The organism is Blastococcus sp. SYSU DS0753, from assembly GCF_054051175.1.
In genome coordinates this window covers 24,697-40,709 of the sequence record NZ_JBJHAT010000033.1, presented here as the reverse complement: position 1 = coordinate 40,709, position 16,013 = coordinate 24,697, and the positions used below count along the sequence as shown (strand labels likewise).

Genomic DNA, 16,013 nt, shown 5'->3' with positions numbered 1-16,013 from the left:
CGACGTCCATCCCCGGCTACCGCGCCCGCGTCAGCCGCAGCGGAAGAGCACGAAGGCGACGTCGTCGTCCGGGGCGTCGCCGAGCAGCCGCTCGGTGAGCCGCGCCTTCAGCTCGGCGGGGCCGAGGTGCCGGCCGTCGACCAGCGCGTCGACCGCCCGGCCGATCCCCTCGTCCAGCGCCTCGTGCCGCCGCTCGACCAGGCCGTCGGTGCAGAGCAGCAGCGTCGAGCCGGCGGGCAAGGCCACCTCGACCTCCGGGCGCCCGTCCCCGTCCGCGACGGCGAGCGGGAGCGCGCTCGCCGCCTCCAGCAGCGAGGTGGCACCGTTCTCCTCGACCAGGATCGCCGGCAGGTGCCCGGCGCTGCTGTAGCAGAGGATGCCCGCGAGCGGGTCGACGACGGCGCAGAAGACCGTGCTCACAGCGGCGCCGGGAACCAGCGCGGCGAACCGGTCGAGAGCCGACAGCACGTCGGCGGGGGACCGGCTCTCCAGCAGCAGCGCCCGGCCGGCGCTGCGCAGCTGGCCCATCACCGCCGCGGCCGGCAGACCCCGGCCGACGACGTCGCCGACCATCACGCCGTAGCCGCCACCGGGGAGGTCCACCACGTCGTACCAGTCCCCGCCGACCTCGAGCGTGCCGGTGGCCGGTTCGTAGTGGACGGCGAACCCCTCGGGCAGCGCGGTCGGCCCGAGGACCGCGCGCTGCAGGGTGACGGCGACGTCGGTGAAGAACTGGGCGCGCGCGCGTTCGGACCGTGCCCGCTCCTCGGCCCGCCGCCGCTCGGCCACGACCGCCTGCGCGTCGGCGATCGCCGCGGCGACCTGCCCGGCGGCCAACGCCATGAAGATGCGGTAGCCGTCGTCCAGGGGGAGGTGCGGGCTGGCGCCCAGGACCAGCGCACCGATCGGCCGCTCGGCGCCGGCGGCCGTGAGCGGCAGGGCGACGGCGGTGTCGACGTCGGCCTGTCCGGCCGGGCTCGCGCCGACGCTGGACAGCCCCGGCAGGACGCCGGCCAGCCCGGTCACCGTCTGCGCCTCGCCGGTCGCCATGGCGCGGAGCACCTGCTCGGGGATGGCACTGGTGGCCAGTTCCCCGTGCACGCCGAGGCCCTGCCCGGCGACGAAGCGCGGCTTCCCGTCCTCGTCCGCCAGGTAGACCAGCCCGAACGGGCAGTCCGTGCGCGCGTCGGCGAGCACCCCGAGCGCGGTGGACACCGCCTCCGTCGTGTCGCCGTGCGAGGCGCGCGGCAGGCTGCCGAGCCGCTGGAGGATGCCGAGTCGGCGCGCCGCCAGCACGCGGTGGGTGGTCTCGACCACGGTGTCGAGCAGGCCGACGACCGCGCCGCCCGGCTCGACCACCGGGCTGAACGAGAAGGAGAAGTAGGTCTCCTCCTCGAACCCGTGGCGGGTCATGACCAGGAGCAGGTCCTCCGAGTACGTGGCCCGCCCCGCCATGACCTCGGCGACCATCGGGTCCAGGGCCGGCCAGATGTCGGCCCAGACATCCCGCGCCGACCCGCCCAGGGCGGCCGGGTGCCGGGCGCCGAGCATGGGGGCGTAGTCGTCGTTGTAGACCATGACGAGCTCCGGTCCCCACATCAGCAGGAACGGGAAGCGTGAGTTCAGCGCGGTGCTGACCGTGGTCCGCAGCGTCGGTGACCAGTCCGCCTGCGGGCCGAGGGCGGTCGTCCCCCAGTCGTGCTCGAGGACCAGCCGCTGCAGCTCCGTCCGGGGTCCACCGGGGATCAGCTCCGCCAGGTGCCTGTTCAGCGCTGCCTCCCGATGGCCCGGCACACGCCGGACCACCGTGGCGGCGGCCGTTCGTTCGTGCTGCCCATATCCTCGCACCCGCGCCCGCACGGGGTGCATTGGGCACGACCTTTTCCCCACCACGGGGGGCCAGCGCCGATGCGCGGCCGCCGACGGTCTGCTGGGCGGCCCGCCTGGCCGCCTGGTCGTCAGCCGGCGAACCAGCTGTCCGGCGGCACGTCGGGATGGCGCCCCGACTCCTCGCGCGCCGGCTCCGGCGGCGTCCACGGCCAGAGCTCGACCACGTCCTCGGCCGCCCGGCGGATGGCCGTCCCGTCGAGCTCGGTCACCGTCTCCTCGATCCCCAGCACCGGGCCGCGCACGACGAACCGCACCGGCCCGGGTGGCGGGAGCGGGGCCAGCCACCAGCCCTGGTCGACCGAGTGCTCGTTGCCACTGCCGCCCTGCGAGGAGAAGACGACGTCCTCCATCGGCCCCTGGCGGCGGTCGTTGTCCAGGCGGGTGCCGTCGGCGAGCTGGACCCCGACCAGCATCCGCGGTGCGCCGTCGCCGCTCCGCCACACCATCTCGTGCAGGTCCACCATGGGGATGGCGCCGGGACGCACGCGGACGACGAGGTCGACGAGCACCCCCGTCGAGAAGACCGCGACGCGGGTGAGCGCGACCGCCGCGTGGTCGCTGCGGCCGAGCACGGCCGCGAGCGGCAGGACCACCGGGATCTCGTTCTCCGGCGGGCTCGTCAACCGGAAGCGCTCGGCGTGTGCGTCGTGCGGCACGTTCCCGGAGCTCGCCCACGTGGTGGCGCAGCCTGACGGCTCCGCGCACGCACGGCAAGGGTGGATCCGACGGCGGGAGGCGCGCACCGGCCCACCAGGCAGCCGATGCGGGCGGTGCGCACCTTCCCGCGGGGAGGTCAGCGGGAGTAGTACTCCACGACCAGCTGCTCCTCGCAGACGACCGGCACCTCGTCGCGGGTCGGCGTCCGCTCGTAGCGGCAGACCAGGTCGGCCAGCCGGACCTCGAGGTACTTCGGCGCCTCGGCGTGCGCCCCGGACGCGGCGACGACGAACGGCTCCTTCGTCCGCGACTTCTCCGCGATCTGCACGAAGTCCCCGGGCTTGAGCCGGTAGGACGGGCGGTCGACCCGCTTGCCGTTGACCAGCACGTGCTGGTGGGTGACGAACTGGCGGGCCTGGTAGATGGTGCGGGCGAACCCGGCGCGCAGCACGGTGGCGTCCAGCCGGGACTCGAGGTCCTGGATCAGCGCCTCGCCGGTCTTCCCGCCGGTCCGCTTGGCGCGGTCGAAGGCGGCGCGCAGCTGCGTCTCGCTGATGTCGTACTGCGCGCGCAGCCGCTGCTTCTCCTTGAGCCGGGTGGAGTAGTCGCTGTCCTTGCGACGCTTCCGCCCGTGCTCGCCCGGCGGGTACGGGCGGCGCTCGAAGTACTGCACGCACTTCGGGGTGAGCGGGATGCCCAGCGCGCGGCTGAGCCGGACCTTGGGACGGGGCGTGTTCACTCGGGACCTCCGGTTTGGTTAGGCTCACCTTACTACTCGCCCACGAGCTCTCCGAGGTGGTCCATGACGGCCGGCCCGACCCACTCGTCCGCGGCCGTCGACCGGCAGCCGCCGGCGGCCGAGCGCGCCCGCACCGTCGCGGTGCGCTCCGCCGCCAGCCTGCACGTCGCCGGGGTCGGCTCCTGCCAGGTGCTGGCCGCGACGACGACGGCCGACGGTGACGTCCTGCTCGTCGTCCCCACCGACGGCGGTGTGATGACGGCGCTGCGCTCCTCCCCGCTGGGCGACGTCCCCGCCCGGTTGACCGTCGCCGACCGCGCTCCCCTCCCGCTCCGCCACCCCGTCCGGGGGCTCGTGCAGCTCACCGGCTGGCTCGTGCCGGTGAGCGAGCAGGACGCGCCGCAGCTGGTGCTGGACTTCGCCGACTCCTCGCCCGCGGAGGTGCTGTTCGAGGTGGGTCTGGGTGCGGCGCTGGTGCGGCTGGACCTGGCCGAGGTCGAGCTCGAGGAGTCCGGGACGCGCGCCGAGGTGGACCCCGACGACTTCCGGGCCGCCCGGCCCGACGTGGTCAGCGGCGCGGAGATCGATCTCATGGCGCAGCAGGCCGCTGCGCTGAGCCGGCTGACGGGCCGGGTGCAGCACTGGGCCGGCCGGCACGACGACGTCCGGCTGCTGGGGCTGGACCGGTTCGGCGTCCGGTTCCGCGTGCAGGGCCGGAACGGCTGCTACGACCTGCGGGTGCCGTTCACCGAGGCGCTCGACGACGTCGACGGGTTCGCCGCCGCCGTCGACCACCTGCTCACCTGCGGCCCCGCCTGAACACTGCCCAGCCGCACGCCAGGCGGCGCCACTCCGCCCGCTCGGACCCGCCGGCGACACACCCGACACACCCCGCCTGAGCAGCGCGTTCAGTAATTCGTAACCCTGCCCCACTAGCCTGCCGCCACCAGAACGGATCGTTTCAGGAACACGGGGGCACCAATGGCCGAGAGCGCGGGGATCGACTACCCGGAGCCGCGAGCGGTGGTCGATCTGCTGGTCACCAGCAAGGGCGACGTGCTGCTGAGCTGGGTCGAGGCGGCCGGTGCCACGGAGTTCGTGGTGACGGTCGATGAGGACCGGATGCAGCAGGGGGTCGCGATCGAGCCCGGCGAGCACGTCGAGGTGGTGTGGCGCGGCCCCGAGGAGCTGCGATCCCGGCCGACCGAGCTGGTCGCGACGCGGTCCGACCCGCCCCAGTGGCGGCTGCGGCCCGTCGGCCCCGCCACCCGCGGCCAGCGCCGGTCGGCGGTGCGCGCACCGCTGAGCGTGCAGGTGCAGATGACCGTCGGGACCGAGGTGCTGCGGGGGGCGAGCCTCGACATCAGCGAGGGCGGGATGCGGGCGCTGTTCCGCGCAACGGTCACCGCCCCCACGGCCGGCCCGGCCGCCGGATCCGCCGAGGGAGCGGTCGAGCAGCCGGAGGGTCTGCCCGGCGAGGACGGGACGACGCAGCCGGAGGATGAGGACCCGTTGCGCCTCGGCGCCGTGCTTCCCCTCGTCGTCTGCCTGGATCAGGAGGAGGTGCCCTGCCGCGGGGAGGTGACCCGGCGGATCCCGCGGCAGGACGACCGCACGGAGCTGTGCTTCCGCTTCGTCGACATGCACGAGAGGACCCAGGACCGGATCCGCCGGCACGTCTTCGCCGGGCTGCGCACGCTGCGCGCCCGCGGCCTGCTCTGACCGGCCTGCCTCCCGAGTGCGACGAACTCGTGGTCATCCGCGGCTGATGACCACGAGTTCGTCGCATCCGGAGGGGTCAGGCGGTGCGGGCCTCCTCGGCCAGCGCCGCCAGCGCCTGCTCGAAGCACTCCTGCGGCGGCTGCACCAACCCCGCGCCCACCTGGCCGGTCCCGGCGATCCGCCCGGCCATGCCGGTGTTGATCTGCGGCAGCCAGCCGGTGCGCGCCACCTTGAGGACGTCGATGCCCGTGGGCGAGCCGCGGAAGCCCATGATCGGGATCGCCATCGCCGGGTTCTCGGCCAGGGTCAGCTGGTACATGCGCTCGGTCGTCGCCAGCGCGTCGGGCACGGTGCCACCGACGAACCGGACGATCGCCGGCGCCGCCGCCATCGCGAACCCACCGATGCCGTAGGTCTCCATGATCGCGGAGTCGCCGATGTCGGGGTTGGCGTCGTCGGGCCCGTAGTCGCCGAGGAACAGGCCGACCGGGGTGTTCGCCGGCCCGGTGAACCAGCGGTCGCCGGTGCCGGCGGTCTGGATGCCGAACTCCGTGCCGTTGCGCGACATCACGGTCAGCATCGTCGAGCCGGGGATGCCGCGGGCGGCGTCGAGGGCGAGCTTCGCCGTCGGCATGCCGAGGTTGAGGAAGAAGTGCTCGTTGCCGCCGATGAACCGCAGCACGTCGGCGATGTCCGACGACGAGGCACCGCTGGCGACGATCGACGGCGACAGCTCGCGCAGCGCCATGAGCGAGCCGGCGCGGTTGCGGTTGTGCCCCTCGTCGCCCATCTGCAGCATCTGGGCGAGCACGGCCTTCACGTCGAGCGGGTCGTTGCCGGCGTCGATCGAGCCGCGCACCGCCTTCGACAGCACCGGTCCGAGGACGTCGCGCATCCACCGCAGCCGGGTCTGCACCTCCTCGTTGAAGGCCCCCATGCGCAGCACCTTGCCCAGGCCCTCGTTGAGGTTGCAGTAGGCCTTGCCACCGGTGACCGGGTCCTCCAGGCACCACATCCACATGGACGGGCTGGTCACGCCGGCCATCGGGCCGACGGTGCGGTGGTGGTGGCAGGGGTCCAGGGTGACCGCGCCGGTGGAGAGGAGGACCTCCGCCTCCTCGACGTCGGCCGCCCACCCCTCGAACAGGCAGGCGCCGATCAGCGCACCGCGCATCGGCCCCGAGGCGTTCTCCCACGCCAGCGGCGGGCCGGAGTGCAGGAGCGTGCGGTCGGTCAGGCCGATGACCTCGCGGGCGGGGCGGACGTCGACCAGCACGGAGCCGGCGGCCATCACGCGCTCCACGGCCGTGCGGTTCGCCGCGGCCCGGCGGGCGTCGAGGGCGAGGGCGGCGAGGTCGGCCGGGTCGCCGAAGCCCGGGGGCCGCCAGTCGACGTCGTGGACGTCGGCGCCCTGGGCGCGCAGCGCGTCGGAGAAGACGTCGACGCCGGCGGCGACGATCGCCGGCGGTCCGGAGAGCAGGTTGCCGAGCGTCATGCCGAAGCTCCCAGCAGGTCGAGGGCGTACCGCGTGGCGGCAGCATTGGACGAGAAGACGGCGGCGCCGGCCGCGGCGAGGGCGTCGGCCTGCCGGGACCAGCCCTGCGGATCGCCCTCCGTGCCGATCAGCGCCACGACGACCGGCAGGTGCTTCTGCGCCCGCGCCGCATCCAGCGCGGGGACCAGCGCCCCCGCGGGGTCGGGGTCGGCGCCGTGCCCGAGGACGACGTCGAGCAGCAGGACGGCGGGCTCGTCGCTGGCGGCCACCCCGGCGATCGCCTCGAGCCGCAGCGTCGGGTCGATCATCGGGTGCGCGCGGCCGACGGTGAGGGCGTCGTCGCCGAAGTCGATGACGACGTGCCCGGAGGCGGACAGGTCCGTCCCGAGATCGAGCTCGGGCTCCAGCGGGGTGTTCGACCGGATGCCGCCGAGCGCCGGGGCGGCGAGGAGCATCGCCTCGTCGGCCAGCGTGCCGCCGGAGTAGAGGCCCTTGAGCACCGCGCCGGGTACGGCGGCCTCGGCGGGGCCGGGGCGGGACGGCCACACCGGGACGTCGAGCCCCATGTCGGTGAGCAGGGCCTCGACGGCGGCGGTGAGGTCGGGGGTCTCCGGCGAGAGGGCGGCCGACCGCACCGGCACCGAGAGCTGCCCCGCGGCCTCCTCGACGGCCGCGGCGACCTCCGGGGCCGGCGGCTTGGAGACCAGCAGCACCCGCTCGGTGGCGGGGTCGGCGTCGAGGGCGGCCAGCGCGTCGAGGGTGGCCAGGCCGCCGACCTCCGACTTGAGGTCGCGCCCACCCACGCCCAGCACGTGGGAGACGCCGACGCCGGCCATGTCGAGCAGGCAGGAGACCTGCTGGGCACCGGTGCCGCTCGCCGCGACCAGGCCCACCGGCCCGGGGCGCACCACGTTGGCGAAGCCGAGGGCGACCCCGGAGACGATCGCCGTGCCGCAGTCGGGGCCCATGACCAGGACCCCGGCGTCGTGAGCGGCGCGCTTGAGGGCGACCTCGTGCTCCACCGGGACGCCGTCGGAGAAGACCAGCACGCTGCGCCCGGCGGCGATCGCGTCGGCGGCCTCGGCGACCGCGTACGCGCCCGGCACGCTGACGATCGCCAGGGCCGGCGCCTCGGGGGAGAGCTCGTCGAGGCCGGCACCGACGGTGCGGTGCGGGATGGCGGCGGCGGTGCCCGTGGCGCGTTCCCGCTCGGCGAGGGCGGCGTCGACGTCGGCGAGCGCGGCGGCCAGCGTCTCCTCGTCGTCCGCGCGGACGGCGATCAGCAGCTGCTCGGGGCTCGTCTCGCCCTCGGGCGCCAGACCCATGCCGGCCGCGAGCTCGAGGTTCAGGGGGGTGGCCATGGCGACGAGGACGGCGCCGACGCCCTCGCGGCCGCTGATCCGGCGACTCACCTGCATCAGCTTCACCGAGTCGGCGTACACGCCGGATCGCAGCTGCACCGAGACCGCGGCGTCTCCACCGGGAGGGGCTGAGGAGCTCATGCCCGGACCGTACCGAGAGATCTCTCAGCGGTGAAGTATCGGCATCTCGATGCAACAACGATTTAGCACTGAGGTACTTCCGCCGGGCCTGTGCCCAGTGACACAGTGGCGCCTCGCGATCGGGCCGACAGCCGTCGACCGACGCCGGACCGAGTCGGACAGGCACGTCGAGGAGGCACTCATGTCGTTCGGGTGGAAGCTCTACGGGGACGGTAAGACGCCCCCACTCGGAGAGGCCGTCGCCCCCGACGAACGCCTCTCCTGGCCGCGCACCGTCGGGATCGGCGCGCAGCACGTCGTCGCGATGTTCGGGGCGACCTTCGTCTTCCCGATCATCATGGGGCTGGACCCCAACCTCGCCATCATGATGAGCGGCGTCGCCACGATCATCTTCCTGTTGATCGTGAAGAACCGGGTACCGAGCTACCTGGGCACCAGCGCCGCGTTCGTCGGCGGCGTGGCCGCGATCCGGGCCAACGGCGGCGACTCCAGCGACGTCGTCGGCGCGCTGCTCGTGGCCGGCGTCGTGCTCGCCCTGGTCGGTCTGTTGATCCACTTCGCAGGGCTCGGACTGATCAACAAGGTGCTGCCGCCGGCCGTCACCGGCGCGGTGGTCATGCTCATCGGCTTCAACCTGGCCCCGGTCGCCGCCGGCACGTACTGGCCGCAGGACCAGTGGGTCGCGCTGGCGACGATGACCTTCGTCATCGTCGCCTCGCTGGCGCTGCGCGGGTTCCTGGCCCGCATCTCGATCCTGCTCGGCCTGATCTTCGGCTACCTGCTGTCGGTACTGCTCGACGCCACCGCCGGCCAGATCACCTCGCCCGACGGCACCGGCGCCGAGACCACCCGCGACCGGATCAACTTCGACTCGGTCGCCGACGCGGACTGGTTCGGCCTCCCCGACTTCACCGGCCCGTCGTTCTCGCTGAACTTCAGCCTGCTGGTCATCCCCGCGGTGATCGCGCTGGTGGCGGAGAACGCCGGGCACGTGAAGGCCGTCGCCGAGATGACCAAGCGCGACCTCGACCCGTACATGGGCCGCGCGGTCGCGGCCGACGGCATCGCGACCGTCGTCGCCACCTCCGTCGGCGGCTCCCCCACCACCACCTACGCCGAGAACATCGGCGTCATGGCCGCCACCCGCGTCTACTCGACGGCGGCCTACTACGTGGCCGCGCTGGTGGCGATCCTGCTCGGGCTGATCCCCAAGTTCGGCGCCCTGATCAACATCGTCCCAGGCGGGGTGCTCGGCGGGATCACCGTCGTCCTCTACGGGATGATCGGCCTGCTCGGCGCCAAGATCTGGAAGGAGAACCGGGTCGACTTCGCCAACCCGATCAACCTGGTGCCGCTGGCCGCCGGGATCATCATCGGCGTCGGCAACGTGACCCTCACCTTCACCGACGAGTTCGTGCTCAACGGCATCGCGCTCGGCTCGATCGTCGCCGTCGTCGCCTGGCACGTCGCCCGCGCCCTGGCCCCGGCGGACATGAAGGCCGCACTCCTGCGCGAGGGCACGCACCCCGCCGCCGGCAGCACGTTCGGCCACGGCGCCGAAGCGGAGGGCCCGGCCGGCGGCTACGCCGACGAGCAGGGTGGCACCGACCCGTCGTCGGTGGACGAGGTCGGCCGCCCCGGCGTCCTCGGCGGGCACACCCCCGGCAGGGACACGCGCGACCGCTAGACCCGCTCCCCCGCCGCCCCCGGCCTCCGGACGACAGCACCCGTCGTCCGGGACCGGGGGCGGCGCGCGTTCCGGCACGGGTTCCCCGCGGCGCCGGGTCGCTATGGGACCGGGCCGGCGACGACCCGCTCGCCGTCGTCGGCCGGCGCTACCGACGCCTGCCCAGCGGAAACGGGACGGGGCCGGAACCCGCAGCGAATTCGCAACGAAGTTTTAGCGCTGAGGTACTTTCGCCCGCTTCGTGCCGGTGACAGAGTGGCGTCTTCCAGCACGCACGGAGGTGACCGCAGCCGGTGAAGCCCGCCCCCTTCCGCTACGCGGATCCGAGCACGCTCGACGAAGCTCTCACGCTCCTGTCCGAGGACGGCGCCAAGGTGCTGGCCGGTGGCCAGTCGCTGCTGCCCCTGCTCTCGATGCGGCTGGCGGCGCCGGCCACGCTGGTCGACATCAACCGGATCCCCGGCCTGGACACGGTCGAGGTGACCGGCGAGGGCGTGACGGTGGGCGCCCTCGTGCGGCACGACACGCTGCTCCGGCACGAGGGCGCGGCCGCCGCCCAGCCCCTGCTCGGCCGGGCCACCGCGAACGTCGCCCACCCGGCGGTCCGCAACCGGGGCACCACGGTGGGCTCGATCGCCCACGCCGACCCCTCCGGCGAGATGACGTCGGTGCTGGCGCTGACCGACGGCTCGGTCACGGTGGCGACGACGTCGGGCACCGAGTCCGTCGGCTGGCGCGACTTCTTCGTGGGGCCGCTGGAGACGTCGATCCCCGGCGGCGCCGTCGTCACCTCCGCCACCTTCCCGGCCCTCCCGGCACGCGCGGGCACCGCGTTCGCCGAGGTGGCCCGCCGCAAGGGCGACTACGCGGTCTGCGGCGCGGGCGTCGTCGTCACGCTGGACGCCGACCGCCGGGTGGAGTCGGCCCGCGCCGCCTACGTCTCGGTGGGGCTCACCCCCGAGGTGCACGACCTGACCGAGGCCGTCGCCGGCTCGCCGGTGGACCAGGCCGACTGGGCCGCCGCCGGGGCGCTCGCGCGCACCCTGGTCGACCCGGACACCGACATCCACGCCAGCGCCGACTACCGGCGGCTGCTGGTGGGGGTGCTGACCGAGCGAACGCTGGCCGAGGCTGCCGCCGAAGCTGCTGGGAGGACCGCCGCATGACCGCCTCCGTCGACACCGAACGGACGATCACCGTCACCGTGAACGGTGTTCCACGTGAAGCCACGGTGCCGGTGCGCCGGCTGCTGTCGGACGCGCTGCGCCACGACCTCGGGCTGACCGGCACGCACGTCGGCTGCGAGCACGGCGTCTGCGGGGCGTGCACGGTGATCGTGGACGGCGCCCCGGTGCGCTCGTGCCTGATGCTCGCCGTCCAGGTGGACGGGTCGGAGGTGCGCACCGTCGAGGGGCTGGCGCGCGAGGACCACCAGGGCGGGCAGGTGCTGCACCCGGTGCAGGAGGCGTTCCGCGAGTGCCACGCGCTGCAGTGCGGGTTCTGCACGCCGGGCTTCCTGATGACGATCGCGGCCGGGCTCGAGGGCCGCGACAACTCGGTCGAGCTCACCGAGGAGGAGGTCGACGAGATGGTCGGCGGCAACCTCTGCCGGTGCACCGGCTACGCCAACATCAAGAAGGCCGTGCACTCCGCGGCCGCCGCGATGAAGGACGCCTGATGCCACCGGCCACCCCGGGCATAGGAAGCTATCCCTACGTCCTGGGGCTGGAAACGCAGGTAAAGCTTCCTATGCCTGAGAGGGGCGAGCGGTGACGACGAAGCTCTTCGGCGAGCCGGTCCGCCGGCGCGAGGACCAGCGGCTGATCACCGGCAAGGGCCGCTACCTGGACGACATCGGGTCCCGGGCCCTGGCGGCGGCGTTCGTGCGCTCGCCGCACGCGCACGCCCGCATCGTCTCCATCGACGTGGACGAGGCGCTCGACGTCGAGGGCCTGGTCGCGATCTACACGTACGAGGACCTCACCGGCCCGATGGCCGAGCCGCTGCCGGTGCTCATCCCGCACCCGCAGCTGACCTCGCCGCGCACCGGCTTCCCGCTCGCCAACGGCGAGGTCAACCACGTCGGCGAGCCGGTCGTCATGGTCATCGCCACCGACCGGTACATCGCCGAGGACGCCGCCGAGAAGATCGTCGTCACCTACGAGGAGCAGCCGGTCGTCGTCGGTGTGGACGCCGCCCGCGCCGCGCAGCACGCCGTCCACGAGGAGATCCCGGACAACGTCGCCGCCCGGCACCACCAGGAGACCGGTGACGTCGAGCCGGTGCTGGCCGCCTCGCCCCGCACGATGAGCTTCACCCAGTACATCGAGCGCAGCGCCTGCATGCCGATGGAGGGCAAGGGCGTGCACGCGAAGTGGGACGCCGACGACTCCTCCCTGCGGGTCTACACGAGCACCCAGGCGTCGACGTCGGTGCGCGCGGCGATCGCGGCGAAGCTGGACCTCTCGCTGGACAAGGTCGAGGTGATCGCGCCCGACGTCGGCGGCGGCTTCGGCGTGAAGATCGTGCACCCGTGGCCCGAGGAGCTCCTGGTGCCGATGGCCGCGATCGCGCTCGGCCAGGAGGTGAAGTGGACCGAGGACCGCCGCGAGCACTTCATCGGCTCCGCGCACGAGCGGCAGCAGCGCCAGGAGATCACCGTCGGCTACGACGACGAAGGGCGGATCACCGCCCTCGACGTGCACATCTGGCACGACAACGGCGCCTACACGCCCTACGGGATCATCGTGCCGATCGTGACGGCGACCCAGCTGGTCGGGCCGTACGCGATCCCGGTGTACCGGGTGATCGTCGAGTCGGTGTTCACCAACACCGTCATCGTGACGCCGTACCGCGGCGCCGGGCGGCCCCAGGGCTGCTACGCGATGGAGCGGACCATGGACCGCATCGCCGACGAGCTCGGGCTGGACCGGGCCGTCGTCCGCGAGCGGAACCTGATCCAGCCCGACCAGTTCCCCTACGACCACCACCTGACGTTCCAGGACGGCCGGCCGGTCATCTACGACTCGGGGAACTACCCGGGGCTGATGGACAAGCTGAAGACGCTCGTCGGCTGGGACGCCGCCGAGGAGCTGCGCCGCGACGCCGAGGCGCGCGGGAAGCTGCTCGGCGTCGGCATGGCCATGTACGTCGAGGGCACCGGGCCCGGCCCGTACGAGGGCGGGCACGTGCAGGTGCTCGGCAGCGGCAAGGTGCTGGTCTCGACCGGGCTCACCTCCCAGGGGCAGGGCCACGAGACGGCGTTCGCGCAGATCGTGGCCTCCGAGCTCGGGGTGCCGATCGAGGACGTCGAGGTGACCACCGGCGACACCCGCCGCTTCGGGTACGCCGTCGGCACGTTCGCCTCGCGGGCCGCGGTGATGAGCGGCAACGCGATCGCGCTGGCCGCCCGCGGGGTGCGGGAGAAGGCGCTGCGGATCGCCGCCGACGTGCTGGAGGCCTCGCCGGAGGACCTGGAGATCGACGAGGGCCTGGTGCAGGTGAAGGGCGTGCCGGGGACGTCGATCCCGTTGCGCACCGTCGCCGTCCTGTCCAACCCGCTGCGGTACGCCTTCGACGAGGCCGCGAGGCAGGCGACGCAGTTCGCCAAGGCCGGGGACGACTCGAAGCCGCCCATCGCCGCGGGTGACGCGCCGGGGCTGGAGCACCGCGACTACTACTCGCCGATCCGCTCGACGTTCGCGTCGGGCGCGCACGCGGCGATCGTGGAGATCGACCCGGCGACGTGGGAGATCGACGTCGTGAAGTACGCGGTGGTGCACGACTGCGGCAACGTGGTGAACCCGATGATCGTCGAGGGCCAGGTGCACGGCGGCGTCGCGCAGGGCGTGGGCGGGGCGCTGTACGAGCGGATGGCCTACGACGGCGACGGGCAGCTGCAGAACGCCTCGTTCATGGACTTCCTGATGCCGTACTCCTCGGAGATCCCGGACGTGGTGATCGACCACCAGCAGACGCCGTCGCCGCTGAACCCGCTGGGCATCAAGGGCGCCGGCGAGGCCGGCGTGATCCCGGGGACGGCGGCGCTGGCCTCGGCGATCGAGGACGCGGTGGGCCGGCGGATCGCCTCGATGCCGATCTCGCCCACCGAGCTGTACGACCTGGTGCGTTCCCCCGATTCGGAGAAGACCGCCGTGGCCGAGCGCCGCGCGGGGACTGGAGTGATGGCGTGAACCTCGACGGCTCTGCGGTTCTTTCGGGCGACCCGGAGAAGGTGTGGGCGGTGATCACCGACCCGGCCGTGCTGGCGCGCACCATCCCGGGCTGCGAGACCCTGGAGCAGGTCGGTGACGACGAGTACAAGATGAACGTCTCCGTCGGCGTCGGCGCGATCAAGGGGACGTACGCGGGCGAGGTGCGGCTGTCGGACCAGCAGCGGCCGTCGTCCTACGTGATGCACGCGTCGGGCGCTGGTGCACCGGGCAACGCCCGGGCGACGGTGACGATCAACCTGTCGCCGGCCGAGGACGGGAAGACGAACCTGACCTACTCGGCCGACGCCGTGATCGGCGGGCCGGTGGCCGGGGTGGGCCAGCGGATGATCACCGGTGTGGCCAAGCGGATGGCCGGCCAGTTCTTCAAGGCGATCGACGACGAGCTGACGGGTGTCGCGGTGCCGATCGCCGCTGCTCCGTCGGCCGCTGCGGTGGGCCCGACCGCGGTGACGGAGGCGGACGTCGCCGGCAAGCACGCCGCCCCGGTGGGCGAGGCCGCGCCGACGGTCTTCGCGGGCAAGGCCGGCGTTCCCGCGGGAACGCCGGGCGACGTGCAGACCCTGGCGCTCGGCGCCGTCGGCGGCGCCGTGCTGACCCTGATCGGCGTCCTCGTCGGCTACCGCCTCGGCCGGAGGTAGCACGCCATCGGGGTGCCCGCGCTGCACGGGCGCGGGCACCCCGCCTGACCCCCCTGAGCGACCGCACGCAGGCGGCGATCCCCGCCCCGGAGGCCCGCCTGCTCGACGGCTGAACCACCCGCCCAGCGGAGGCAGATCCCCCGCGCGGGGGAGCAGCGGGCACCGCCGGCTCACGAGCCTGGGGATGTGCCTGGGAACGGCCCGGGCCGCATCCCGGAGGTCGCCGTGACCATCGCCCATGACCACCCGCCGGCTCCCGAAGCCACACCTTCCCGATCGATCGCGTTGCTCGACCGCGTCCTGCTGGCCGCGGCCGCCTGGAGCGCCCTGCACCTGGTGTTCGGCCTGCGCTGGCTGCTCGACCCCGGCAGCCTCCCCGCGTTCGACGACGACGACCGGTTCGGGTTGGTCGCCCTCCTCCCGCCAGCCGTGACCACCTGGACGGTCATCGGGCTGGCCGCCGCCGGCCTGGTGCTCGCCGTGGTGGCGCGCGGACGGCCGGGGACTCCCGCGCTGCCTCTGCTGATGGCCCTCGAGGCGGCGCTGCTGGGCGCGGTGTCGGGCGACCTCGGCGTGCTGTCGCTGGTCGGTTACCTGTGCGCCATCATCGCCCCCGCGGCCTTCGTCGTCGTCCTCGTGGTCGGTTCGGTCCGCGACCGCCGGGCCCGGCCCTGGCTGCTGGGCGTGGTCGCCCTGCTCGTCGCCGGCGTGGTCTCCGGCGCGCTGGGGTGGGACACCCTCGTGACGCTGGGCTCCGAGCTCGCGGACGGCTTGGCAGCGAACGCCCTCGTGCCGGCGCACCTCACCCTCGTCCTGGGCGGAGCCCTCCTGTGGGGGGCGGCGGCCGTCCTCCTCCGTCGCGCGGTGGCCGGACGCTGCACGGTGTGCGGCCGCCCCGCCGCCCGCTGGACCGAGCCCGCGAACGCGCTGCGGTGGGGGCGGATCGCGACGTGGATCGCGGTCGCCGGACCGCTGCCCTACGCCCTTCTCCGCATGACCTGGCTGACGCCGTGGCCGCTCGGCCTTCCCGAGGGCGGCGAGCTGGAGACGGCGACCCGGCTGTTCGGCCTCCTGCTCGGCTTCGCCGCCCTCGGCGGTGCCGTGCTGACCGTCGGGCTCATCCGCCCCTGGGGCGAGGTGTGGCCCGGTTGGGTCCCCGGTTTGCGCGGACGGCCGGTGCCGGTCCGCGTGCCGGTCCTCGCCGGCGGCCTGGTCGCCGCCGTGCTGCTGGCCGCGAGCCCCGGCCTGGTCGTCGCCGGCATCGAGGGCCTCACCGCGGGGGACGGCATGCAGGCGGCATTGCTGTTGATCTTCCCCACCCTGCCGTGGGGGCTGGCTCTCGCCGCGGCGGTGACCGCGTACGCCTACCGTCGCCGCGGCGCCTGCCGCGTGTGCGGTCAGGGAGACCCGGCGCTCTCCGTGCTCCCGTGACGGCGATCCGCTGCGAG

At 73.8% G+C, this 16,013-nt stretch carries 13 protein-coding genes; 8 read left to right on the top strand and 5 right to left on the bottom strand.

Annotated elements, in window-relative coordinates; translation table 11 throughout:
* Positions 1-30: 30 nt before the first annotated feature.
* The 3 genes from ACI799_RS19095 to rpsD all read right to left on the bottom strand — a co-directional run bounded on the left by ACI799_RS19095 (position 31) and on the right by rpsD (position 3,286).
* On the bottom strand, positions 31-1,794 hold the full coding sequence (locus tag ACI799_RS19095) for a PP2C family protein-serine/threonine phosphatase (RefSeq protein ID WP_456613701.1): 1,764 nt from the start codon (positions 1,792-1,794) through the stop codon (positions 31-33).
* Between the two features lie 164 nt (positions 1,795-1,958).
* Complete coding sequence (locus tag ACI799_RS19090) at positions 1,959-2,546, bottom strand: hypothetical protein (protein ID WP_456613700.1); 588 nt, start codon at positions 2,544-2,546, stop codon at positions 1,959-1,961.
* Positions 2,547-2,683: 137 nt separating this feature from the next.
* Positions 2,684-3,286 carry a 30S ribosomal protein S4 gene (gene rpsD, locus ACI799_RS19085; RefSeq protein ID WP_456591263.1) on the bottom strand — a complete coding sequence of 201 codons (603 nt, stop codon included), beginning with the start codon at positions 3,284-3,286 and terminating at the stop codon, positions 2,684-2,686.
* A gap of 63 nt (positions 3,287-3,349) precedes the next feature.
* On the opposite strand from rpsD, the gene ACI799_RS19080 reads away from it, so the two are divergent.
* Both ACI799_RS19080 and ACI799_RS19075 read left to right on the top strand, forming a co-directional pair.
* The gene (locus tag ACI799_RS19080) at positions 3,350-4,105 is read left to right on the top strand and encodes a DUF2470 domain-containing protein (protein WP_456613699.1); all 756 of its coding nucleotides are present in this window, start codon (positions 3,350-3,352) and stop codon (positions 4,103-4,105) included.
* Positions 4,106-4,267: 162 nt separating this feature from the next.
* Complete coding sequence (locus tag ACI799_RS19075; protein WP_456600484.1) at positions 4,268-5,008, top strand: hypothetical protein; 741 nt, start codon at positions 4,268-4,270, stop codon at positions 5,006-5,008.
* A gap of 76 nt (positions 5,009-5,084) precedes the next feature.
* Here the strand turns inward: ACI799_RS19075 and ACI799_RS19070 are convergent, their stop codons facing one another.
* Together ACI799_RS19070 and ACI799_RS19065 are read right to left on the bottom strand one after the other, a co-directional pair.
* The gene (locus tag ACI799_RS19070; RefSeq protein WP_456591089.1) at positions 5,085-6,503 is read right to left on the bottom strand and encodes a DUF1116 domain-containing protein; all 1,419 of its coding nucleotides are present in this window, start codon (positions 6,501-6,503) and stop codon (positions 5,085-5,087) included.
* Complete coding sequence (locus ACI799_RS19065; protein WP_456613698.1) at positions 6,500-8,005, bottom strand: FdrA family protein; 1,506 nt, start codon at positions 8,003-8,005, stop codon at positions 6,500-6,502. Before ACI799_RS19065 ends, ACI799_RS19070 begins: the two co-directional genes overlap by 4 nt.
* A gap of 181 nt (positions 8,006-8,186) precedes the next feature.
* Here ACI799_RS19065 and ACI799_RS19060 point away from each other — a divergent pair, with 181 nt between their 5' ends.
* The 6 genes from ACI799_RS19060 to ACI799_RS19035 all read left to right on the top strand — a co-directional run bounded on the left by ACI799_RS19060 (position 8,187) and on the right by ACI799_RS19035 (position 15,996).
* The gene (locus ACI799_RS19060) at positions 8,187-9,692 is read left to right on the top strand and encodes a uracil-xanthine permease family protein (protein WP_456613697.1); all 1,506 of its coding nucleotides are present in this window, start codon (positions 8,187-8,189) and stop codon (positions 9,690-9,692) included.
* 293 nt (positions 9,693-9,985) lie between these two features.
* Positions 9,986-10,858 (top strand): FAD binding domain-containing protein, encoded by an 873-nt coding sequence (locus tag ACI799_RS19055; RefSeq protein ID WP_456591092.1) that lies wholly within the window; start codon positions 9,986-9,988, stop codon positions 10,856-10,858.
* Complete coding sequence (locus tag ACI799_RS19050; RefSeq protein WP_456613696.1) at positions 10,855-11,370, top strand: (2Fe-2S)-binding protein; 516 nt, start codon at positions 10,855-10,857, stop codon at positions 11,368-11,370. The genes ACI799_RS19055 and ACI799_RS19050 overlap by 4 nt, the downstream gene beginning before the upstream one ends.
* 91 nt (positions 11,371-11,461) lie before the next feature.
* A complete protein-coding gene (gene cutA, locus ACI799_RS19045; RefSeq protein ID WP_456591094.1) occupies positions 11,462-13,885 on the top strand; it encodes an aerobic carbon-monoxide dehydrogenase large subunit in 2,424 nt (807 codons plus the stop codon).
* Positions 13,882-14,565 carry an SRPBCC family protein gene (locus ACI799_RS19040; RefSeq protein ID WP_456591095.1) on the top strand — a complete coding sequence of 228 codons (684 nt, stop codon included), beginning with the start codon at positions 13,882-13,884 and terminating at the stop codon, positions 14,563-14,565. The genes cutA and ACI799_RS19040 overlap by 4 nt, the downstream gene beginning before the upstream one ends.
* 225 nt (positions 14,566-14,790) lie before the next feature.
* A complete protein-coding gene (locus ACI799_RS19035) occupies positions 14,791-15,996 on the top strand; it encodes a hypothetical protein (protein ID WP_456613695.1) in 1,206 nt (401 codons plus the stop codon).
* Positions 15,997-16,013 lie beyond the last annotated feature (17 nt).